Origin of the sequence: Streptomyces diacarni (assembly GCF_003323715.1) — a bacterium.
GTDB lineage: Bacteria > Actinomycetota > Actinomycetes > Streptomycetales > Streptomycetaceae > Streptomyces > Streptomyces diacarni.
Genome location: NZ_QOIN01000054.1, coordinates 23,254 through 45,941 on the forward strand (window position 1 = coordinate 23,254; position 22,688 = coordinate 45,941).

Consider the following 22,688-nt stretch of genomic DNA (forward strand, 5'->3'; position numbering starts at 1 on the left):
GTCGTGTGTTCCGTACCGTACTCTCGCTCTGCGTCATTGCAGCCTCGCATCGGTTCGGGGCGCTCCCGGACGGCTCCAGGTGCCACCATCCGGATCGCCGTGGCGGACGTCCGCCGTCTCGGATCCTGTGGTGTGTGCGCCGGTTCAGACGATGGCGTTCGTACTCCGGCTCGTCCCGGTGTAGATGGAGTCGATGGCGCCGGCCGGTTCGCCGGAGGCTTCGTGCCACCGGCGGTCCCTGGCGGCCTGGTCCGGCCCCTCGGGCAGGTGGTAGATGTCGCGGCTGGCCTGCGCCTCCTGTTGCACACGGTGCGCGTCGGGGGTCCGGCGCCGGGCGTATCGCTCCAGTGCCTGGGCCGGCGTGGCGTGCTGCGCGGCTGCGAACTCCTCGGACAGTACGGCCGCGTCCTCGATGGCCTGGGACGCTCCCTGCGAGACGTACGGCAGCATGGCGTGGCACGCATCGCCGACGAGCGCCACGTTGCCGCGGGTCCACATGGTGTGCGGATCCTGTCTCTGGAGGGTCCAGAGGCCGACGCCCCCGAGGGCGGGCGTGCCCAGGAGCGTGGTCAGTCGGTCGTCCCAGCCCCGGTACGCGTCGACCATCTCGGCCGTGGAGCTCGGCCGCCGGCCCGCCGACGCGACGTCGGCGTCTTCGGGAACGACCCCGACGATGTTGATGGCGTCCCCGTGGCGGATGGGGTAGGCGACCAGGTGTTTGTCCTCGCCGAACCAGAAGTGGGCGGCCTGCTGCTCGGTGAGGAACCCGAGTTCGCCGGTCTCCCGGACTCGGCTGCCGTCGATGAGGGCCCGAAAGCACATGTCTCCGGAGTTGACGACCGGGACGGTGCAGCCGATCGCCTGCCGGACCAGCGAGTGCACGCCGTCGGCCCCGACCAGGAGGTCGCCCGGGAACCGCGTGCCTGCGCTGGTCACAGCAACCGGGGCTGTGCCGTCGATGTCCTCGATCGCGGTTACCTGCGCTGCGGTCACCACCTCGACGGGGGTGCCCGCACCGCTCGGGCTGACTACGGCCCGCAGTAGAAGATCCAGCAGGTCCGCACGGTGCACCTGGAGGTAGGGGGCGCCGTAACGCCTCTCAGCGAAGGACCCCAGCGTGGTCCTGTTGAGGACACCGCCGTCCCAGCGCCTCCGGACGATCTCCTGTGTGATGGGTGACAGCGCACGGAGCTCCCGCTCGAGCCCCAGGTCAAACAGCGCCCGGACCGCGTTCGGCCCGAGTTGGAGGCCGGTTCCGATCTCCTTGATTTCCGGCGCCTGTTCGATCAAGGTCACCGTCAGGCCGGCCTGGCGCAGTGCCAGTGCGGTAGTGGTCCCACCGATCCCCCCGCCGCAGACGGTTGCCGTGAGTTGCGTCATGCGCCCTCTCCTTCGCCCTTGATCCCAGAGGTGACGAGGCGGATACCGCATGGGGCGCCCGGACCTCGGGGGATGACTCGACCGCGGCCGCTCCCGGAGCGACCCACTCACGCTTGAAACGGCTGCCAACGTAGGAGACCTGTATACGATTCGTCAATGCTGGCCGCGCAACCATGATGGAGCCACCGACACCGAACCCCAGGAGCCCGTCTTCAACTATGCGTGCATAGGCGGCTATAAGACCCCATCCGATGCTCCACGAATCACCTCCGCGCCGCAGAAGCATCCGATCGGAGCGAGTAGACAGCACCCCACCTCTCCCGCACATTTAATTAAATGAGCTAGCCTGTGAAGCCGTCAGATTTCCTCTCCGCGGGAGAGGTTCACGCTCGCCGGGCCGGGAGTCCACCAGCACCCGCAGCCATCAGGCACGAGCGAACCTCGCACCGCCGGAGCGACGATCCCCGCGCCGCCCGGGAGGTGTGGGAGACCGCGTCCTCGCAGCTGCGGGCCGCAAGGGCGGAGAGCGACGGGTAACACGGCACGGGCTGCACGCTCCGGCAGGCTCGCTGCCGCTCCTCCGGCGCGCCCGGTGCGAACGGCCCTACTTGTCCGTACCGGCATCTACCGCCAGCTGCAACGACCTGCGGTTCGCTCCGCGTGGGCGGGGCCGGCGGCCTGCTCGTCGACGCACTCGGCGCCGCCGCCTGCCGGACCAGCTGTTCTCCTTTCCCCAAGCAGTCGTGACGGCGGGATGGCCGCTGAGCGCGATGGAGATTCGGCGTCCGCGCGGGAGCGTGTGTTGCGCGCACCCGGCCAAGGAAGCGTGAAGCGGGCAGGAGGGGGCGCGATGCCACAGGATCGGGCTGGGCGGATACCGCAGCGGCGGAAGGGTCGCACGGCGGGTGTCGTCATGCTCTGGGCTCTTCCGGTGGTGCTGCCCCTCGCCTCCTCGGCCCTCACGGCTCTCACCCACCGCCGTACTCGCCGGGGTCGTACGGCGGGCACGACGGCCGGCTGGACGGGCGCCCCGGTGAGGTGGTGAACGAGGGTGGAGAACACCAATCGTCCCGGCCGCAGCAGGGCGCTCTCTGGGACAGGGTCGCCCTCCTGGCGCGCGACCTGGGCACCTGGACGTCGAGCCGGCCGCCGTCCTGGTCGATGAGCGCGGTACGGCGTGGATGGTACGTGCGACTCGTCTCTCAGCCCTTGCCCCTCAGGCTGGAGGCGCGGACGACCAGTTCAGGACGGAGAACGATGCGCTGATGCTCGTGTGCGGTGGCGGCACCGCCCGTCTCCTCGATCAGCAGGTCCGCGGCCGCATGCCCCATGCGGTTCGCGGGCTGCCGTACGGATGTGAGCGGTACGGCAGCAGCGGCGGCGAACTCGATGTCGTCGTATCCGACGAGGGCCACCTCTTCGGGTACGGACACTCCCGCGCCGTAGAGGGACTGGAGCACGCCGAGAGCCATGAGGTCGTTGGCGCAGAAGACCGCTGTCGGGCGGGGGGACATGCCGAGCAGCCGAGCACCGGCGTCGCGGCCCGCTGCCACATCCATGCGCTCGCCCTCGATGTGTCGCAGCCGCGCGTTCCCGCTACCGGACTCGCGCAGGGCTGCCGTGGCGCCGGTGTGCCGGTCGTGGCACTGGGTGAGCTGCATCGATCCGCTGACGTAGGCGATGTCCCGGTGGCCGCGTTCGAGCAGGTGGCGTGCGGCCAGTCCGCCGCCCTCGACATCGTCCACGGACACGGAGCAGCCCTCGGCGCTGGGGACGACGCGGTCGACGGAGACGTACGGGATGCCGTGGCGTTCGAAGGCGGCGAGGTTGTGTCCCGTGGTGTCGGCCGGTGTGACGAGGACGCCGCGCACCCGCTGCTCGGCGAAGAGAGCCAGGTACTCCGCCTCCTCGGCGGGGCTCTGTGCGCTGTTGCACAGCATGACGCCGAGCCCCGCCGCGCGGGCGGCGCGTTCCGCCCCGGAGGCCACGTCGACGAAGAAGGGGTTGGCCATGTCGAGCACGAGCAGCGCGATGATGCGGCTGTCGCCCGCGCGCAGGTGCCGGGCCGATTCACTGCGTACGTAGCCGAGGCGGTCGATGGCGGACCGCACTCGTACGCGGGTCTCCTCGGCAACCATGTCGGGACGGTTGATGACGTTGGAGACGGTGCCGACCGACACTCCGGCCGCGCGGGCGACCTCCTTGATACTGGCCGTGTGGGTCATCGCCACGCCGCCCGAGGCGGTTCGGGACGTGCGGCGCGCAGCCGTACGGGACGCGCTGTCCGCGCGGTCGTCATGGTGGTCATGGTCGCTCCTCGTACAGGGCGGCGCCGCGGGGTGGCGGCAGGGACGGGCCGACAGAAGTCGTGGCGGAGGCGGGCGCGTCGGCAGCAGGGGGCTGCGGCCGGCGCCCCGCCTTCCAGGTTCACGAAGTGCGGGGCCATTATGGCCTTCCAGCCGGGTACCGGCCCCGGTCGCCTCCGTCGCGGACCGCGGCGCGGCGATGGCGCGGCGCGGCACGGCGATGGCGCGGCACGGCGATGGCGCGGCGCGGCACGGCGATGGCGCCGGTTTCCGGGCAGCGCGTCAGCAGACCGCGGCCAGGGCCGCGGAGGAGGAGCGAGTACGTGCCGTCTGATCAGAAGTCGTAATCGTCGATGTTGTCCTTGTCGAAGACGGTGGGCGGGCCGAGGATGACCTCGCCGTCCTTGCCGATCTTCCGCTTGCCGAGCTTCCCCGCCTCGAACTCCTCGCCCTCCTTGCCGGTGATCTGGCCGGAGGAGAGCGCGGCCGCCGCGTACGAGCCGAGGTAGCCGAGCTTCTTGGGGTCCCACAGCGAGAACTGGTCGAGGGTGCCGTCCTTGATGTACTTGCGCATCTGGTTGGGCGTGCCGAGACCGCCGAGGACGACCTCGCCCTTGTACGAGGATCCGCTGAGGTAGCGCGCGGCGGCGGCCAGGCCCACGGTGGTGGGCGAGATGATGCCCTTGAGCTTCGGGTACGCCTTGAGCAGTCCCTGGGTCTCCTGGAAGGACTTCTGGTCCACGTCGTCCCCGTAGGCGGTCTTGACCAGCTTCATATCCTTGTACTTCGGCTTCTTCAGTTCGTCCTTCATGAACGTGATCCAGGTGTTCTGGTTCGTGGCGTTCTGGGTCGCCGAGAGCACCGCGATCTGGCCCTTGTTGTCGATCTGTTTGGCCATGTCGCGAACGAGACCGCGGCCGATCGCCTCCGATCCCGCCTGGTTGATGAAGACGTGGCGGCAGTCCTTACCCGCGTCCGAGTCGTAGGAGACGATCTTGATGTCCTGCTTCATGGCCTGCTTGAGCGGGCCGCAGACGGCGTTGGGGTCGTTGGCGGCGATCAGGATGGCGTCCTGGCGCTGCTGTATCAGCGTGTTGATGTAGCTGACCTGTGAGGAGGCTTTGGCGTCGGAGGGCCCGACCTCCTTGGCTTTGCCGCCGTACCCCTCGGTGGCCTTGATGCCCGCCTGGTCGACGACCTTCATGTACGGGTTGTTGATCTGCTTGGGCAGAAACGCCAGCTTGAGCCCCTTCTTCAAAGGCGCGTCCGGGTTGGCCTCGGCGTTTTGGGTCTTCTCCTTGGCGTCATCCTCGGAGTCGCCCTTGGTCGTGCCCGAGCAGCCCGCCATGGCGAGGGCGAGCGCGCAGACCGCTGAGGTGGCGGCGAGGACGCGGGTGCGAGCGCGAATGCGGGTTGGCATGGGGTGTCGTACCTTCCATGAGGTGTACGGAGAATGTGCGGGAAGTGACGCGCCGGAAGTTGGGGGCGGGTGTGCGAGGTGGTGGGTCACGCCGTCAGGAGGCGGCCAGGCGCCGGTGTCTGCGGTCGGTGAGGACCGCGATCACACGCGGGGTGAGAACGGAGACGATGAGCAGCCCGCCGGTGACGATGACCTGGATCTCGTGTGACACGTCCTTCAGTGTGAGGAGGTTGTTGAGCACACCGATGAGCAGTACGCCCGCGACGGCACCGCCCAGAGTGCCCTTGCCGCCGTCGAAGTCGACGCCGCCGAGCAGGACGGAGGCGACGACGGTCAGTTCCAGGCCGAGACCGTTGTCGGCGCGTGCGCTGCCGTAGCGGAGGGTGTAGACGAGCCCGGCGAAGGCGGCCATGAGCCCGCTGACGGCGAAGAGGATGAGCTTGAACCGTTTGACTCGGATGCCGGCGAAGTAGGCCACTTCCTCCTGCGCGCCGATCGCGAACAGCGAGCGTCCGAAGCTCGTACGGTGCAGCACCACGGCTGCCGCTGCCGCGAGGAGGGCGAAGAGCGCCATCGGGTACGGCACGAAGGTGCCGGGCACCGTTTCGGTGCTGCGGGCCCACTGGGCGTACGTCTCGGGGAAGTCGGCGACGGCCTTGTTGCCCAGGACGACGGAGGCCAGCCCCCGGTAGAGGGCGAGGGTGCCTATGGTGACGGCCAGCGAGGGCAGTCCGACGCGGGTGACCAGCCAACCGTTGAGGAGACCGCCGAGCACCCCGGTCAGCAGACAGATCGGGATGATCAGTTCGAAGGTCCAGCCGCCGTCCCACAGGCTGCCGGCGAGTGCGCTGGAGAGGCCCAGCATGGAGGCCACGGACAGGTCGACCTGTCCTGCTACGACCAGAAGGGTCATGGGAAGCGCGAGCAGAGCGATCTCGACGGTGTCGTTGAGTGCGGACGAGAGGTTGGCCGCGTCCGCGAAGCCGTCGGTCGTGCCGGTTCCGGCGAGGAAGACGGCGACGAGGAGCACGCCGAGTGCCGCGTCCCAGCGCAGGAATCGCGCGACGCCGCCACCCTCGCGTCCGGAGCTTCCCGCGTTGCCGGGGCCGCGCTGACGTGCGGCCCGCTCCGTGTCGTCGGAGGTCGGTGGTGCGTTCACTGCCTGCTCCTCTTCCTCAGCGCGCGCGTGGTACGGCTGCGGACGACGCGATCGGTGCTGATCGCTGCCAGCAGCAGCGCACCGGTGATGGCCTGCTCCCAGAAGGAGTTGACCTTCAGGACGACCAGGGCGCTGCCGATCGTGGTGAGCAGCAGCGCGCCCAGAGCCGCGCCCCAGACGGTGCCGACCCCGCCTGTGATGGCGATGCCGCCGACGACCACGGCACTGACGACGGTCAGCTCCCAGCCGTTCGCGGCGTCGGCGACGACGGTGCCGAAGCGCGCCAGCCACAGTGCTCCGGCGAATCCGGCCACGGCTCCGGAGAAGGCGTAGGCAGCGAGCACCCGGCGCCGGACGGGTACGCCCGCGAGCCGCGCCGCCTCGGGACTGGAGCCGATGGCGTACAGCTCGCGTCCGCCGCGGTAGCTCCGCAGGAAGTACGCCGTTGCGCACAGGACGGCCGCGGCGATGAGCGGCAGGTAGGGAATGCCGAGCAGGCTGCCGCTGCCGAGGGTGAGCATGTTGTCGGGCAGGTTGGCCGCGTTGATCTGCTCACCGTGCGCCCAGGCGTGGTCAACCCCCTGAATGACATACAGCATGCCGAGGGTCACCACCAGCGCGGGGACGCGCCCGAAACTGACGAGCAGCCCGCTCGCCAGACCACAGACGGTGCCGAGCGCGATGCCCAGCGCCATGACGGTGAGGGGGCTGTGGTCCGTTCCTGAGACGAAGTCGCCGCAGGCGAAGGCGGTGAGGCCGACGACCGAACCGACGGACAGGTCGATGTTGCGGGTGAGGACGACCACGGACTGGCCGGTGGCGAGCAGCACCAGGATGGAGGAGTTGAGCAGGAGATCCTTGACGCCCTGGCTGTCGAGGAAGCCGGGGTTGACCAGCCAGGTGGCGAGTATGAGCAGCACGAGTGCCGCGCCGATGCTGAACTCCCGCACACGCAGCACCGCTTCGGCGAGCGAGCGGCGTTCCCGTGGTGGTGGGCCGGTGTCGCGTTCGGTGGCGTGCGGTGTGTGGGTGGTGACGCTCATGCCGCCTCCCCGCCCGCGTCACGGGACTCGGTCACCCCATCGGGCCCATCCGGGTCGCCGGGTTCGCCGTCCGCAGCGCGTCCCTCGCGCTCATGGGCCGCACCGCGCTGTCGGGCTCCGTCGGGGCCATCGGGTTCGGGGGGACCGCCAGGACCCCGCTCCGGGGCGCGGCCGGTGGCCGCGGCCATCACGTTCTCCTCGTCGGCGTCGGCCCTGGGGATCTCGGCGACGAGCCTGCCCTCGTGCATGACAAGCACCCGGTCGGCCATGCCGAGGACTTCGGGCAGGTCGGAGGAGACCATGAGCACGGCGAGCCCGTCCGCGGCGAGTTCGGTCAGCAGCCGATGCACCTCGGCCTTGGTGCCGACGTCGATCCCGCGGGTGGGCTCGTCCACGATGAGGACGGCGGGGTCGGTGGCCAGCCACTTGGCGAGCACGACCTTCTGCTGGTTGCCGCCGGATAGCACACCGACCGTGTCGGAGAGCCGGTCGTACTTGAGCTGGAGGCGGACGGCCCAGTCGGCGGCGCGGGCGCGTTCGAGAGTGCGTCGTACGAGCCCGGCGGTGCCGAGCTGCCCGAGCCCTGTCAGTCCGATGTTCCGCTCGATGCTGGCGTCCATCACCAGGCCGCGTTGCCGCCGGTCCTCGGGTACGAGCGCGAGTCCGGCGGTCACGGCCGCGGTGGGCGAACCGGGGCGCAACGCCGTTCCGTCCACCTCGACGTGGCCCGCGTCCGGCTTGTCGACGCCGAAGACCGCCTGGACGACCTCGCTGCGCCCGGCGCCGACGAGTCCGGCGAGCGCGACGATCTCTCCCCGGTGCACCGTGAAGGAGACATCGTGGAAGACTCCCTCTCGAGTCAGCCGGCGCACGTTGAGTGCCGGCTCGCCGGTGTGCGATTCGTGCTGGGGGTACAGCTCGCCCAGGTCGCGGCCGACCATGCGGCGCACCAGGTCGTCCTCCGTGAGCCCGTCCAGCGGTTCGGACGCGACAAGCCGGCCGTCGCGCAGGGTGGTGACCCGCTGGCACAGCACGAAGATCTCACTGAGTCTGTGTGAGATGAAAAGCACCGCCGCACCTTCGGCGCGCAGCGTCTCGACCACGGAGAAGAGACGCACGGTCTCGCTTCCGGTCAGCGCGGCGGTGGGCTCGTCCATGATCAGTACGCGTGCGTCGAACGAGAGAGCCTTCGCGATCTCGACGATCTGCTGATCGGCGATGGACAGGCCGCGTGCCGGCCGGTCGGGGTCGAGCCGGACGCCGAGCCGGGACATCAGCGCGGCTGTCGCCTCGTGCACGGCGTGGTGGTCGATGCGCCCGAAGGAACGGCGGGGCTGGCGACCCATGAAGATGTTCTCCGCGATCGACAGATCGGCGAAAAGCGTGGGCTCCTGGTAGATGACGGCGATCCCCGCATCACGCGCGTCGGCCGGGCCGTGGAAGAGCGCGGGCTCGCCGTCGAGCCGGACCGTGCCGGCGTCCGGTGCGTGCACCCCGGCGAGAATCTTGATCAGTGTGGATTTGCCCGCGCCGTTCTCCCCCGCGAGGGCGTGCGCCTGCCCGGCGGAGAGTTCCAGGGAGACGCCCTGGAGGGCACGTACGCTGCCGAATGACTTGTTCACCCCCTCAAGTGCGAGGACCGGCGGCGGACCACCGGCCGGTGGGATGTCGCTCATGGTGTTCCTCCTGTGCTCGCCAGGCGGTCTGAACCCAGAAAATGAAATGATTCAACAGAGCTCACGGGAAGCTAGCCCCGTTCTTCGGAGGCAGTCAAGGGGATGCGCAGCGGGCAATTCAGGTGCTCTTCGGCACCGTTGGAGTTCCCCAACCGCACCGGTAACGCGCCCTCTTGACGTCGAAGGGGTGTGCACATACGGTCACTCCGCATTGCGTTGAATCGTTTCATGTCCGCCTCCCGTTTCCGTCCCCGGCCGTGTCCGTCGTCCCACACCCCACAGCACTGAGGAGATGCATGTCGGAACGCAAGCTCGCCGCTGTGAAGTCAGCGCTCGCCTCCCAGCGGATCGAGACGCCGTCTTGGGCGTACGCCAACTCGGGCACACGTTTCAAGGTCTTCACGCAGGCCGGCGTACCTCGCACGCCGCAGGAGAAGATCGACGACGCCGCTCGGGTGCAGCGCCACACGGGAGTCGCCCCGCTCGTCGCCCTGCACATCCCCTGGGACAGGACCGGCGACTACGCAGCCCTGGCCGCCTATGCCCGGCAGCGCGGTGTACGCACGGGCACGGTCAACGCCAACGTCTTCCAGGACGACGACTACAAGCTCGGATCGGTGACCCACCCTGACCCGGCGGTGCGGCGCAAGGCCCTCGACCACCTCATGGAGTGCGTCGACATCATGGACGCGACCGGTTCGCGCGATCTCAAGCTGTGGTTCTCCGACGGCACCAACTACCCGGGCCAGGACGACATCAGGGCACGTCAGGACCGGCTTTCCGAAGCGCTCTCGGCCGTGTACGAGCGGCTGGGAGAAGAGCAGCGGCTCGTGCTGGAGTACAAGCTGTTCGAGCCCGCCTTCTACTCCACAGACGTCCCCGACTGGGGTACCTCGTACGCCCACTGCCTCAAACTCGGGCCCAGGGCACAGGTCTGCGTGGACACGGGACACCACGCACCGGGCACCAACATCGAGTTCATCGTGGCGTTCCTGCTCCGGGAGGGGAAGCTCGGCGCCTTCGACTTCAACTCGCGCTTCTACGCGGACGACGACCTGATGGCCGGCGCCGCCGACCCCTTCCAGCTGTTCCGCATCCTGTACGAGGTACGGGTCGGCGGCGGACTCGAACCGGAGGCCGGAATCGCCTTCATGCTCGACCAGTGCCACAACATCGAGCCGAAGATCCCCGCCATCATCCGCTCGGTGATGAACGTGCAGGAGGCCACCGCCAAGGCGCTTCTGGTGGACCGCGAGGAGCTGGCGAAAGCCCAGCGCGCCGGGGACGTGCTCACTGCCAACGGCCTGCTCATGGACGCCTACAACACGGATGTGCGCCCCCTGCTGGCCGACGTGCGGGAGGAACTGGGCGCCGACCGCGACCCCATGGCGGCTTACGCGGCCTCCGGCTGGGCCGCTCGCATCACCGAGGAACGGGTCGGCGGGCAGCAGGCGGGCTGGGGAGCATAGAAGCGCCGGCTGCGCGGCGTCCCACCCGCCGGGGACGCCGCGAGCCGCGCAACCAGCCCACAACAGCATGCGCAAACCCGCAGCGCACGGGCAGGTACGGCCCCACCTTCCTCAGAGCCGGCACAGGTGGGACCCGCCGGCCGCAGCGCGTCCCGTCGAGGACAACCGACCGCACCGAGGAGGACGAGCCACATGGCAACCGTTGCCCCTGACCCGCACCACCCCTCCCACCCCGTCGAGGTGTCCGCGCTGCTGGAACGCTCGCACCGGCTGGGCAGCGATCCGCGCAACACCAACTACGCCGGAGGGAACACCTCCGCGAAGGGAACAGCGCCCGACCCCGTCACCGGTGCCGACACCGAACTGATGTGGGTCAAGGGCTCCGGCGGCGACCTGGGCACGCTGACGGAAGAGGGGCTGGCGGCGCTCCGTGTGGACCGTCTCCGCGCACTTCCGGCCGTGTACCCGGGGGCCGAGCGCGAGGATGCGATGGTGGCCGCTTACGACTACTGCCTGCACGGCAAGGGGGGCGCGGCGCCGTCCATCGACACCGCGATGCATGCGCTGGTCGACGCCGCACACGTAGACCATCTGCACCCCGATTCCGGTATCGCGCTGGCATGCGCGGCGGACGGCGAGAAGCTGACCCGTGAGTGCTTCGGCGACACGGTGGCGTGGGTGCCGTGGCGGCGTCCCGGATTCCAGCTCGGCCTGGACATCGCCGCCGTGCAGGAGGCACACCCCGAGGCCATCGGCTGTGTCCTGGGCGGGCACGGCATCACGGCCTGGGGCAACACGAGCGAGGAGTGCGAACGCAACTCCCTGCACATCATCCGCACCGCCGAGCGTTTCTTGACGGAACACGGCAGCGCCGAGCCCTTCGGCGCCGTACGTCCCGGTTACGCGCCGCTGCCGCCTGCCGAGCGGGCGGCACGCGCGGCGGCGCTCGCACCGACGGTGCGCGGGCTTGCCTCAAGCGATCACGCTCAGGTGGGACACTTCGATGACACACCGGCCCTCCTCGACTTCCTCTCCCGAACAGAGCACCCCCGACTGGCGGCACTGGGCACGTCGTGTCCGGATCACTTCCTGCGCACCAAAGTGCGCCCTCTCGTGCTGGACCTTCCCGCGGAATCGCCGCTGGAGGAGGCGGTCGAACGGCTGAGGGAGCTGCATGAGGAGTACCGCGCGGACTATCGCGCGTACTACGAGCGGCACGCGTCACCGGGCTCCCCCGCGATGCGCGGTGCCGACCCGGCGATCGTGCTGGTGCCGGGAGTGGGCATGTTCAGCTTCGGCAAGGACAAGCAGACGGCGCGGGTCGCGGGCGAGTTCTACCTCAACGCCGTCAACGTGATGCGCGGCGCCGAATCGGTTTCCTCGTACGCGCCCATCGAGGAGGCGGAGAAGTTCCGGATCGAGTACTGGGAGCTGGAGGAGGCCAAGCTGCGCCGGATGCCCGCTCCGCGTCCGCTGGCCACTCGCGTCGCGCTGGTCACGGGTGGGGGGTCCGGGATCGGCCGCGCCATCGCGCACCGGCTGACCGCCGAGGGCGCGTGCGTGGTGGTGGCCGACGTGAACGCGAAGAGCGCGGGCACGGTGGCCGAGGAGCTGGGAGGTCCCGACCACGCGCTGCCCGTGACGGTCGACGTCACCTCGGAGGAGCAGATCGCCGCGGCGTTCGCCGAAGCCGTCCGGGCATTCGGCGGCGTGGACCTGGTCGTCAGCAACGCCGGAATCTCCGTCTCCAAACCACTGGGCGAGACCACCGCCGCCGACTGGGACCGGCAGCATTCCATCATGGCCCGCGGATCCTTCCTCGTGGCACGCGAGGCGGCCAGGGTGATGACCGAACAGAACATGGGCGGCGACATCGTCTACATCTCGTCCAAGAACGGTGTCTTCGCCGGCTCCGACAACATCGCCTACGGCGCGGCCAAGGCCGACCAGGCGCACCAGGTGCGTCTGCTGGCGGCCGAGCTGGGCGAGCGAGGCATCCGCGTCAACGGCATCAACCCGGACGCCGTCGTGCGGGGTTCGGGCATCTTCGCGGGCGGCTGGGGCGCGCAGCGCGCTGCGGTCTACGGGGTGCCCGAGGAGGAGCTGGGTCGGTTCTACGCCCAGCGCACCCTCCTCAAGCGCGAGGTGCTACCGGAGCACGTCGCCGCCGCGGTCTTCGCGCTGACCGGTGGCGACCTCAGCCGGACGACGGGACTCCACATCCCGGTCGACGCCGGTGTCGCCGCGGCTTTCCTGCGCTGACGCCCACCGAGGGCGCCCTTCGCCTGATCCCTTCGCCTCGTTGACCGGTGGCGGACCGCACACCGTGGGGGCGGCCCGCCGCCGGTATCCCCTGGGGGCCTCGCCAATCCCCCGCCACCACCCGCCGACGTGAGGTCACCGCCGTGCCACGAGCCACCTCCGACTCCCCTGCCGGGGTCGCCTACGCCGCCGTCGACCTGGGCGCGTCCAGCGGGCGCGTCATCCTGGGCACTGTGGCCGGGGAAGGACTGGCCCTGGAGGAGGTGCACCGCTTCCCGAACCGGCCGGTACGCGCGGGAGGGGCGGAACGGACGCTTCACTGGGACATCCTCGGCCTCTACCGAGGTGTGCTGGACGGGTTGTGTGCGGCCGCGACAAAGGCGGGGCGGCTCGCCTCGGTCGGTATCGACACCTGGGCCGTCGACTTCGGCGTGCTCGACGCGGACGGCGCTCTGCTGGGTAACCCGGTGCACTACCGCGACGCCCGTACGGACGGCATGGAAGCCGAGGTGGCCGCGGCGCTGTCCGCACCGGAGCTGTACGCGCACACAGGGTTGCAGCACCTGCCCTTCAACACCGTGTACCAGCTGTGCGCCGCCCGGAGGAGCGCCCAGTGGACCGTGGCACGTCAGCTGCTGCTGATCCCCGACCTCCTCTCCTACTGGCTGACCGGCACGCGGGGGACGGAGGTGACCAACGCGTCCACCACACAGCTGATCGACCCCCGCACGCGCGACTGGTCCCGGCCCGTCGCCGAGGCGCTCGACCTCGATGTGTCGCTCTTCCCGCCCCTGCGCCACCCCGGCGACCCGGCGGGTGAGCTGCTGCCCGGCACAGTGCCGGTGGCGGAGCGGCACGGGCCCGTCCCGGTGACCGCTGTCGGATCGCACGACACCGCCTCGGCTGTCGTAGGCGTACCCGCCGCCGGGGAAGACTTCGCGTACATCGCGACCGGCACCTGGTCGCTCGTGGGTATGGAACTGGACACGCCGATACTGACGGAGGAGAGCCGCAGGGCCAACTTCACCAACGAACTCGGGGTGGACGGGACGGTGCGCTACCTGCGCAACACCATGGGGCTGTGGCTGCTCCAGGAGTGCCTGCGCGAGTGGGAGGCCGGTGGTTCCAGGCAGAACCTCCCCGGGCTGCTCGGCAGCGCGGCCAAGGTTCCCGTGCTGCGCTCGGTCGTGGACGCCGGCGACCCGGAGTTCCTCGCACCGGGCGGCATGGTGGGCCGGATCGCCGAGGCCTGCCGGCGTACGGGGCAGCCCGTCCCGCGCGACCCGGCACAGACGGCACGCTGTGTGCTGGACTCGCTCGCTCTCGCCCACCGCGCCGCCGTCGCCGACGCGCAGCGGCTGTCGAACCGAGAGGTGCGCACGGTCCACGTCGTCGGCGGCGGCGTTCACAACGAGCTGCTGTGCCAGCTGACGGCCGACGCCTGCGGCCTGCCGGTCGTCGCCGGGCCCGCGGAGGCGGCGGCCTACGGCAACATCCTGGTACAGGCCCGAGCGGCGGGAGCACTGCACGGAGATCTCGCCACACTGCGAACGGTTCTGGGCAGCGCTCTTCGGCTACGCCTGTACGAGCCCGCAGGCGATCAACGCCCCTGGGAACGGGCCGCCGCCCGCGTCCGGGGGAGCTCGGGCACGACGTAGGCCACACCTGGTGCGCTCGCTGAGATGCTTTGGCGTCCTGGAAGCGGCATGGGAAAGCCGGCCGCTCCACAACCCATCTCAGTGCTCCGGTCCGCCCGTCTTCTCCAGGCCTACGGACGAGAGGTGTTCACGCTGGCAAGCGGGCGCCTCTGCCCGTTCACCAGCCAGTAGGAGGTCGGCGATCCGCACGTGCTCTGCGCAGCGGACAGTGGCCCGATCCCGCCGGCAGGGTCCGGGCTGCGTCGACCTCGCTGTTACCGAACGCGGACACGAACCGGTGAACAACTTCCCCCTCCAGGGCCATCTCACAGGGTGTAGCGAACAGCAGACTCGGGCGGCGCCGGTCACCACAGGGGCTGGCGCCGCACATTGACACTTTTAGGGATTTCCGCCATGACAACCCGCCGCACCCGCCGCACCGCCCGCTCCGCCACCCTGCTCGCGGTGGCCGCCGCCGCGGCGTTCTCTGTGACCGCCTGCCAAAGCACAGACAACGACGCATCCGGCCCCCACAAGGCCAGCACCAGCGCGCAGTCCCAGGCGCAGAACGAGAGCCCCTCCCTCACCTCCAAGAACGCCTCTGCGGCTCGCACCCAGACCCTGGTCGACGGGAGCAAGGCCAAGATCTCCAAGCTCGACGGCCAGCACTACCGCGCCGAGATCGTCAGCGACGGTGCCGTCATCGCCACACTGGACGCCGACGGACACGACGCCGGGATGGACGGCAACGGCATGTTCGTCACCCTCACCCCGGGCGGACACATCTCCTCCTGGATGGACACCGGCCAGCAAGGCCCCGGCACCTTCAACCTCGAAGGCGGCTGGAAGGCCAAGATCACCAAGCAGGACGAGGACCACTACCGCGCCCAGATCATCGGCCACGACGACGTCATGGGCACGATCGACGCCAACGGACACGACGCAGGCCTCGACGCCAACGGCATATCCATCGTCCTCACCACCGGCGGCCTCATCAGCTCCCACGAGTGAGACCCCGACAAGGCCCGGGCGAGCCAGAGGGTCGGGGTCGGGTGGCGAAGACAAGCTGGTCTCCGTCAGGAGTGCGGTGCGCCAGTCGGCCAGGTCACCTGCCCGTCCAGCGCCATGTTGCTCGCCGCCCCTGACCGACTGGCCCGTGGGCGGCCGGACGTAGAGGTGGGTGAGCTCGGGCGGGGGGTTTCCGTGTGCCCGAGCCTGGAGGCGAAGGTGCGGGCGGGCAGCGGCTTCCGGTCCGGTAAGCCTTCAGGTACTCGTACCCCACCATCCGTGTCCAGGTACGGGACCGGGTCCGCGGCCAAGGCGTTCGCGCCCGTGGTGGCGGCCATGTGTGGCCGCCACCCTTGCTTCCGGCGGACGGAATCCGCCCGGAGACCGCGTCGCGCATCTTCGTCGTTTCAGTTCCCAGGGAAGAGGCGCGCGAGTTCGTTCGCCAGTCCGGTCAGCTGGTCGCGGTCGGGTTGCCCGGTGGCGGCGGCCAGTTGGAGCAGCGACGTGGAACCCCGGATCGTCAGCAGCTCGGAGTCGGTGAGGCCGGGCACGAAACGGCGCACCGCTTCGACGGCCACCGGGTCGGACAGCAGTACGGCCAGCGGCGTACGCAGTCCGAGCCTGCCCTCGGGGAACTCGTCGGCCCGCGGCGCGTGATCCAGCGCCGCCGACTGCCGTGGCTGCCCCCGGTGCGCGGCGACCTGAAGGTATGCCGTGGTCACCTCCTCCGGGGTGCGGGGCAGGCCGAGGCGCTCGTACTGGTCCGGTGGAGCGTCGCCGTCGCGCAGCTGCTGCACCAGCAGGCGGAGCATGCGCAGCTCCACGTCGTCGTCCACGACCGGCCGCTCCTGCCGGGGGTCGTCGGCCAGGTCGTAGAGCAGCGCTCCGAACCGTGAGGGGTCGAAGCCGGGTGCTGTTCTGGCGGGGACCCGCAGTGTTCGGACGCCCTTGGTGAAGTCGAAGGGCTCCGCCAGTTCCGCGTCGGCCAGTTCGGCGGGGGTGAAGCGGCCCCGCCCGTGTGTGGGCATCAGGGTGTGTTCGTAGAGGGGCTGGTTCGTCGCGTCGTGGCAGGAACGCATGTAGACCCAGCGGCCGTCGGTGATGTTGACGTGGCCGCCGAACATGCCGAAGACCGCGGACTGGCGCCGCGGCACCTCGCCCAGGGAGCCGTCGGTCGCTTCGCCCAGGGGGCGGCCCTGCATGTCGGGGGTGCGGTCGACGCCGAAGAACTCCAGCAGTGTCGGGGCGATGTCGATGGTCTGGACGAGGCCCGAATGGCGGCTGCCCGCGTGTGCGGGGCGACGCGGGTCCCACACGAACAGGGGGATGTTCGACAGCTCGTTGTACCAGGGCTGGACGAGCTTGCCCCACCAGCCCTTCTCACCGAGCAGCAGCCCATGGTCGGTACAGACGATCAGCAGGGTGTCGTCCCACAGGCCGTGCTCGTCCATCGCGTCCAGGACTCGGCCCAGCGAGTTGTCGCACATGGACAGCAGCGCCGCGTACTCGAAGCGTGCGTGGGTGGATTGCTCCTCGGCCTCGGTGACCTTGGTGTAGTCCGGCCAGTCGAAGTGCGGGCCCTCGTAGTCGTGCGGGTAGAGGTCTTTGTAGCTCTTGTGCGAGAAGAAGGGCTCGTGCGGGTCGAAGGTCTCGATCTGCACGAACCAGTCGTCCTGGTCCCGGTTGACGCGCAGGAACTCCAGCCCCGCGTCGAAGGTGAGCGTCTGCGGGTGCTTGTCCTCGGTGTCCATGTGCGCACGGTTGATCCAGTCCTGGCGCCACAGGTCGTTGCGGTTGCTGTGGAGGTCGTCGGGCGGTACGGGGTCGGCCACCTGCCCTTTCCAGGCATCGCCTTCCTGGCCCCGGAAGAACTCCCAGGTGTTGTAGCGCCCGTGGTAGGTGGCGCCGCCGTCCTCCCAGTAGTGCTGGTGGTCACTGACCAGGTGGGTGTACACACCGTGCTGCTTGAGCATCTCGGGCATGGAGTCGTCGAACGGCTCCAGCGGGCCCCAGCTCCTGTGCAGGAAGTTGTGCCTGCCCGTGTGCAGTTCGCGGCGCGCCGGCATGCAGGGCATCGACCCCACGTAGCAGTTGTCGTACGTGGTGGACAGGGCGGCGAGGCGTGCGAAGTTCGGGGCGTGGACCCAGTCGGCGCCGTAGGGAGGCAGCAGGTGCCGGTTCAGGCTGTCGAACATGACCATGACGGCCTTCATGCGTGTGCTCCTCCTGCCGGGCCTGGTGCTTCCGTGGGGCGTGGCCCTTTCGTCGAGCCCGGTTCTTCCGTGGGGTGTGGCGCTTCCGCGGGGCCTCGTCCGTTCGCGGGGCGTCGCCCGTCCTTGCCGTCGGTGGCGTCGGTGCCGGCGCGCTGCTGCCTTGCGTCGGCTTCGATGGCCGCGGGGCGGAGTTGAGCCGCGCGGATGCGCCGGATCTCGAACTTCTCCGACCGGTCGAATCCGTAGATCCCGTTCTGTTCCTGGAAAACATCGGTCAGCTGCGTGTAGCAGTAGCCGAACATGTCCGGATGGTCAAGCAGCACGCCGACGAGTCCGTCGAATCGGGTGTGGAACTCCTCGACGCTGCGTACGCGGTCGCCGTAGCCCCAGGACCCGGTGGCCGTCTGCGGCCGCCCGGCTTCGGCGGGGTTCCACCAGATGCCGCCGAACTCGCTGACGAAGAAGGGCTGCCCCCGGTAGTCGATGGACCAGGAGTGGCCAGTGGTGTCCGACCGGTTCACGTAGGGTTCGCCGTCGGCGAGTGCGCTGTGCGCGGCGGCGAAAGCTTCCGGGTCCTGTTCGTAGTCGTGGCTGTCGAACACGTCGGACTCGGCGATCCGGTGCGCGTAGCCGGAGGTGTCGAGGACGGGCCGGGAGGTGTCGTGGGCCTTGGTGGCCAGGAACATGCCGCGCATGACGTCGTCCAGCGCGGTGATCCTGTCGCCGTAGTCCTGCCAGGTCTCGTTCATCGGGCACCAGCCGATGATCGCCGGGTGGGAGTGGTCCCTCTCCAGTACCTCCAGCCATTCTTGGAGGTACGACGCGTCCGGTCGCTGGTTGGTGGACTGGCCCTCGCCCGTGTTGCAGCCCCAGTCGCCGAACTCGCCCCACACCAGGTAGCCCAGTCGGTCGGCGTGGTGGAGGTAGCGCTCCTCGAAGACCTTCTGGTGCAGTCGTGCGCCGTTGAAGCCGGCCGCCTGGCCGAGCTGGATGTCGCGCACGAGATCGGCGTCGGTGGGCGCGGTCATCAGCCCGTCCGGGTAGTAGCCCTGGTCCAGTACCAGTCGCTGGAAGACGACATCGCCGTTGAGCCTGATCTGCTTGCCGGTGATGGCGACGCTGCGCAGCCCTGCGTACGACTCCACCGTGTCGACGGCGCGTCCGTCCGCGTCGCGCAGCTCGATGTCGAGTCCGTAGAGATGGGGGTCGTCCGGCGACCAGAGCCGGACCCGCTCGGGTGGCAGGACCAGGCTGAGCCGGGGTGTGAGGTCGAGGTCGGCGCGCACGGTGCCGCTGACCGCCTCGCCCGCGCCGTCGCTGACGTGGACGTGGACGACGCCGCCGGGCAGGTTCGCCGAGAGCGGCACCTCCACCTCGAACGCTCCTGCCGCCACGTTCGGTGTGATGCGGGGGCGGCGGATGGCGGTCTGCGGCACCGGTTCCATCCACACCGTCTGCCAGATGCCCGTGGTGCGCCTGTAGGTGGCCGCGCGGGGCGTGTAGCGCACCGACTGCTTTCCTCTGGCCTGTGGCGCCTCGGGGTCGTCGCGGGCCCGGACCACGACAGGCACCGGCTCTCCCGCGGGTGCGGCGTCGGTGACGTCGAGGCTGAAGCCGCAGAAGCCGCCGCGGTGCCGGCCCACCTCGATGCCGTTCACCCACACCGTCGCGTCGTGATCGACCGCGCCGAAGTGCAGCAGCACCCGGTCGCCTGCCCATTGCGGTGGGACGGTGATTGTGCGGCGGTACCAGACGGCGCGCAGGAAGTCCTGCTCCTCGACCCCCGAGAGCCGGGCCTCCGGGGCGAAGGGGACCACGATCTCGCCGGACAGTTCCCTCCCGGTCAGCCCGCGCTCCCGGCCGGTGTCGGACCGGTCGGTCTCGAACCCCCATCTGCCGTTGAGGTTCTGCCAGCGGTCGCGCTGGAACTGCGGCCGCGGATACTCCGGCCGGGGCGGGTCGGTCCGATCGTCAGCCGGCATGGGAGCCACCTTTCCACTCAGCTGGTCTCAGCTCATCTCGGTGCGTCGACAGTTCGCCGGCGGGTGCCGCCACCCGCCGGCTCTCAGGCCACCGGGTCGCGGAACCGGAGGGTGAGCAGTTCGAACGGGCGCAGCTCCAGTGCGACCCCGTCCTCGGGGGTTGCCTCGCACAGCGCCTCGCTGTCCACGGAACGCTCCAGAAGGTCGGTGGCCACAGCCTCGCGCCAGGAGAAGTGGGTGCGCACGGTGGCGCGGGAGCGATTGCCGTGTGCCTCGTAGAGGCGCACTACGAGGTCGCCCGAGCGGTCCTCGGCGAGTTTGACGCTCTCCACCACGACAGCGGGGTCGGAGACCTCCAGCAACGGCTGCGCCGCGGCGCCGCGCACCGTGCGCAGGGGCAGCTGCAGCGCGTACCCGTCCGCGATGGCCTCGGGGATCCCTCCGGGGCGCAGGCTGACGGAGAAGGTGTGCCGCCCCTGGTCCGCTGACGGGTCGGGGTAGCGCGGCGCGCGCAGCAGGGACAGCCGCACCGTCGTCATCGGGCGGCCTGCGGGGGCCTGCGCGTTGCGGATGTCGTGACCGTAGACGACATCGTTGGCGAGGGCGACGCCGTACCCTGGCTCGCCGACATGGACCCACCGGTGCGCGACGGTCTCGAAGCGGGCGGTGTCCCAGGAGGTGTTCTGGTGGATCGGCCGGTGCAGGTGACCGAACTGGATCTCCGAGGTGGACCGGTCCGTCCTGATGTCCAGCGGAAAGGCGAGCTTGAGCAGTTTCTGCGACTCGTGCCAGTCGATGTCGAAGGCGTAGGTGAGCTTGCCTTCGGACAGCCGCACCCACATGGTGATCGCCGTCTGGCCGCGCTCGTGCCGCACCACGACCGCGTCGTCGGCGATGCTGATGGACACCGGTTCCACGAGGTCGTGACCGCTGCGCTTGTCCTCGTCGTTGATGTCCCACGCGTCCCACTCGCGCGGGGTGTCGCGGAAGAGTTGCAGGACTCCGCCGGCGACGCCCTGGGGCAGCAGCTCCCGTTCTGCGACCGTGTCGAGGACCGAGACGAGGGTGCCGCGTCCGTCGATCTCGACGTGCAGCGCCCCGTCGTCGAGCACGAACCGGTCGTTCACCTGATGGGGGGCCGCCGCCTGGGGTGGCGAGGCGGGGCCGATGCCCGCCGCCGGTACGCCGTGCAGCGGGTAGGGGCCCGCGTTGGCGGCGACCGGTGCGCGGCCGTCGTCGCCTTCCCCCTCTCCCCCGCCGTCAGCGCCGCCGAGTGCGTCGAGCGCGCTCGTCACCAGGGCCTGCAGCTCGCTCTCCACCCGGTCGTAGTCCCGCTCGGCGTCCTGGTGTACCCAGGCGATCGACGTGCCCGGCAGGATGTCGTGGAACTGGAGCAGCAGTACCGTCTCCCAGATCCGCCGCAGCTCGTCGTACGGGTAAGGGGTGTTGCCGCGCAGAGCAGCTGTCGCCGCCCACAGCTCGGCCTCCCTCAGCAGGGCCTCGCTGTGCCGGTTGCCCCGCTTGCTCCGCGCGTGCGAGATGAGCGTGCCGCGGTGCAGTTCGAGGTACATTTCGCCGACCCATACGGGCGGCGTGGGCAGTTCGGCCTCGGCGGTGCGGAAGAAGCTGTCCGGGTCGTCCATCCGCACGCGCGGCGATCCGTCCAGGTCGTGCTTGCGCCGGGCCGCTGCCAGCATCTCCCTGGTGGGGCCGCCACCGCCGTCACCCCACCCGTACAGTCCGAGGACGTGCCGGGCCGCGCCCTTCTGCCGGAACGTCCGCTCGGTGCGTGCGAGGTCCGCGGCACCGAGGTCGGAGTTGTAGGTCTCGGCGGGCGGGAAGTGGGTGAACAGCCGGGATCCGTCGATGCCTTCCCACAGGAAGCTGGAGTGGGGCATCGCGTTGGTCTCGTTCCAGGACGGTTTCTGGGTGAGGAAGTAGCGGGCGCCCGCCGCCCTGGCGATCTGCGGCAGCGCGGCGGTGTACCCGAAGGAGTCGGGCAGCCACACCTCCTCGCTGTCCACGCCGAACTCCTCGGCGAAGAAGCGTTTGCCGAGCACGAACTGGCGGGCCAGTGCCTCACCTGAGGGCATGTTCGTGTCGGATTCGACCCACATGCCGCCGACCGGGCGGATGACACCCGCGGCCACCGCCGCCCTGACCCGTTCGAACAGGCCCGGCTGGTGTTCCTTGAGCCAGGCGTACTGCTGCGCCGAGGAGGCGGCGAACACGAACTCCGGGTGGCTTTCGCTCAGGTCCAGCACGTTGGCGAACGTCCGCGCCACCTTGCGTACGGTCTCGCGTACCGGCCACAGCCAGGCGCAGTCGATGTGGGCGTGGCCGACAGCGGAGACGATGAGGGAGCTGTCGGCGGCTCGGCCCGCCAGTACGGGGGCGAGGACCTCGCGGCCGCGCGCCGCCGTGCCCGCCACGTCCTCGGGGTCCATGACGTCGACCATGCGCTCCAGCGCGACGACGATCTCGGCGCGCCGCGAGCCCTGTTCCGGCAGGACGTCGACCAGTCCGTCGAGGGCGGCCACGTCCTGCAGCAGCTCCCACACCTGCTCCTCGCGCACGGCGACCGACAGCTGCTTGAGGCGGTACAGCGGCTCCTCGCCCGCGGTGGCCTTGTCGCCCATCGCCGTGGGCTCGTACTCGTAGGGCACCTGCACGATCGGATTCGCCGCGGCCTCGATCAGCAGCCGGAAGGGGCCGGACTTGGGGAGGGGGACCCAGGAGTTGTAGGGCTCGATCGCTTTGACGATCTCTCCGTCGGGGCGGTAGACCATCGCCTCGGCCTGGAAGCCGGGCTGATCTCCTGTGAACCCCAGGTCGACGACGAGTTCGGTCTCCTCGCCGGCCCACTCCCCCGGTACCTCGCCGCTGACCTCGAACCAGGTGGTGTCCCAGGGCCTGCCCCAGGCCTGGCCGAGAGTGAAGGGCGCGAACCGCTCCTTGACCGCCTCGGCGAACGGCACGGGCTCGCCCCCGACCGTCCACGCGGCGATCCGGACCGGACGGGTGTCGCGGTGGACAGCGGGCCGGATGCGGAACCTGGTGAACCGCCGGACGCGCTGCATCGCCAAAGCGGTGGCGTCGAGCTGCACCCGGCCGTGCGGATTGTCGTCAGCCA

At 69.9% G+C, this 22,688-nt stretch carries 13 protein-coding genes; 4 read left to right on the forward strand and 9 right to left on the reverse strand.

Translation table 11 applies throughout. The annotated features are described in order from the left end of the window. Window positions 1-144 precede the first annotated feature (144 nt). From DTL70_RS27065 to DTL70_RS27090, 6 genes are all read right to left on the reverse strand, one after another. Window positions 145-1,380 (reverse strand): FAD-dependent monooxygenase, encoded by a 1,236-nt coding sequence (locus tag DTL70_RS27065; protein ID WP_181861102.1) that lies wholly within the window; start codon window positions 1,378-1,380, stop codon window positions 145-147. A 1,202-nt stretch (window positions 1,381-2,582) separates the two neighbouring features. Beyond that, complete coding sequence (locus DTL70_RS27070) at window positions 2,583-3,605, reverse strand: LacI family DNA-binding transcriptional regulator (protein WP_114024641.1); 1,023 nt, start codon at window positions 3,603-3,605, stop codon at window positions 2,583-2,585. Between the two features lie 415 nt (window positions 3,606-4,020). After that, a complete protein-coding gene (gene rhaS, locus DTL70_RS27075; protein WP_114024642.1) occupies window positions 4,021-5,106 on the reverse strand; it encodes a rhamnose ABC transporter substrate-binding protein in 1,086 nt (361 codons plus the stop codon). Window positions 5,107-5,200: 94 nt separating this feature from the next. Next, window positions 5,201-6,160 carry an ABC transporter permease gene (locus DTL70_RS27080; RefSeq protein ID WP_245979841.1) on the reverse strand — a complete coding sequence of 320 codons (960 nt, stop codon included), beginning with the start codon at window positions 6,158-6,160 and terminating at the stop codon, window positions 5,201-5,203. Between the two features lie 101 nt (window positions 6,161-6,261). Further along, the gene (locus DTL70_RS27085) at window positions 6,262-7,308 is read right to left on the reverse strand and encodes an ABC transporter permease (protein ID WP_114024644.1); all 1,047 of its coding nucleotides are present in this window, start codon (window positions 7,306-7,308) and stop codon (window positions 6,262-6,264) included. After that, complete coding sequence (locus DTL70_RS27090; RefSeq protein ID WP_114024645.1) at window positions 7,305-8,984, reverse strand: sugar ABC transporter ATP-binding protein; 1,680 nt, start codon at window positions 8,982-8,984, stop codon at window positions 7,305-7,307. Before DTL70_RS27090 ends, DTL70_RS27085 begins: the two co-directional genes overlap by 4 nt. Window positions 8,985-9,280: 296 nt before the next feature. Between DTL70_RS27090 and rhaI the strand changes: the two genes are divergently transcribed. The 4 genes from rhaI (at window position 9,281) to DTL70_RS27115 (ending at window position 15,363) form a co-directional block, all read left to right on the forward strand. After that, a complete protein-coding gene (gene rhaI, locus DTL70_RS27095; RefSeq protein WP_114024646.1) occupies window positions 9,281-10,453 on the forward strand; it encodes an L-rhamnose isomerase in 1,173 nt (390 codons plus the stop codon). Between the two features lie 192 nt (window positions 10,454-10,645). Next, on the forward strand, window positions 10,646-12,715 hold the full coding sequence (locus tag DTL70_RS27100; RefSeq protein WP_114024647.1) for a bifunctional aldolase/short-chain dehydrogenase: 2,070 nt from the start codon (window positions 10,646-10,648) through the stop codon (window positions 12,713-12,715). Window positions 12,716-12,858: 143 nt separating this feature from the next. Continuing rightward, complete coding sequence (locus tag DTL70_RS27105; protein ID WP_114024648.1) at window positions 12,859-14,373, forward strand: rhamnulokinase; 1,515 nt, start codon at window positions 12,859-12,861, stop codon at window positions 14,371-14,373. A gap of 393 nt (window positions 14,374-14,766) precedes the next feature. Next, window positions 14,767-15,363, forward strand: coding sequence for a lipocalin/fatty acid-binding family protein (locus DTL70_RS27115; RefSeq protein WP_114024649.1), 597 nt, complete (start codon window positions 14,767-14,769; stop codon window positions 15,361-15,363). Window positions 15,364-15,767: 404 nt separating this feature from the next. Here DTL70_RS27115 and DTL70_RS27120 read toward each other — a convergent pair whose 3' ends face one another. From DTL70_RS27120 to DTL70_RS27130, 3 genes are all read right to left on the reverse strand, one after another. After that, window positions 15,768-17,573 carry a sulfatase gene (locus tag DTL70_RS27120; protein ID WP_114024650.1) on the reverse strand — a complete coding sequence of 602 codons (1,806 nt, stop codon included), beginning with the start codon at window positions 17,571-17,573 and terminating at the stop codon, window positions 15,768-15,770. Further along, window positions 17,570-19,555, reverse strand: a complete 1,986-nt coding sequence (locus DTL70_RS27125; protein ID WP_245979820.1) for a glycoside hydrolase family 2 protein — start codon at window positions 19,553-19,555, stop codon at window positions 17,570-17,572. Before DTL70_RS27125 ends, DTL70_RS27120 begins: the two co-directional genes overlap by 4 nt. 83 nt (window positions 19,556-19,638) lie before the next feature. After that, a complete protein-coding gene (locus DTL70_RS27130) occupies window positions 19,639-22,635 on the reverse strand; it encodes an alpha-mannosidase (RefSeq protein WP_181861108.1) in 2,997 nt (998 codons plus the stop codon). Window positions 22,636-22,688 lie beyond the last annotated feature (53 nt).

Excerpts from the sequence above, each read along its gene's own strand:
- DTL70_RS27115 (WP_114024649.1), top strand. The coding sequence starts at position 14,767 with ATGACAACCCGCCGCACCCGCCGCACCGCCCGCTCCGCCACCCTGCTC.
- DTL70_RS27120 (WP_114024650.1), bottom strand. The coding sequence starts at position 17,573 with ATGAAGGCCGTCATGGTCATGTTCGACAGCCTGAACCGGCACCTGCTG.
- DTL70_RS27100 (WP_114024647.1), top strand. The coding sequence starts at position 10,646 with ATGGCAACCGTTGCCCCTGACCCGCACCACCCCTCCCACCCCGTCGAG.
- rhaS (WP_114024642.1), bottom strand. The coding sequence starts at position 5,106 with ATGCCAACCCGCATTCGCGCTCGCACCCGCGTCCTCGCCGCCACCTCA.
- DTL70_RS27070 (WP_114024641.1), bottom strand. The coding sequence starts at position 3,605 with ATGACCCACACGGCCAGTATCAAGGAGGTCGCCCGCGCGGCCGGAGTG.
- DTL70_RS27085 (WP_114024644.1), bottom strand. The coding sequence starts at position 7,308 with ATGAGCGTCACCACCCACACACCGCACGCCACCGAACGCGACACCGGC.
- DTL70_RS27090 (WP_114024645.1), bottom strand. The coding sequence starts at position 8,984 with ATGAGCGACATCCCACCGGCCGGTGGTCCGCCGCCGGTCCTCGCACTT.
- DTL70_RS27125 (WP_245979820.1), bottom strand. The coding sequence starts at position 19,555 with ATGCCGGCTGACGATCGGACCGACCCGCCCCGGCCGGAGTATCCGCGG.
- rhaI (WP_114024646.1), top strand. The coding sequence starts at position 9,281 with ATGTCGGAACGCAAGCTCGCCGCTGTGAAGTCAGCGCTCGCCTCCCAG.
- DTL70_RS27130 (WP_181861108.1), bottom strand. The coding sequence starts at position 22,635 with ATGCAGCGCGTCCGGCGGTTCACCAGGTTCCGCATCCGGCCCGCTGTC.
- DTL70_RS27065 (WP_181861102.1), bottom strand. The coding sequence starts at position 1,380 with ATGACGCAACTCACGGCAACCGTCTGCGGCGGGGGGATCGGTGGGACC.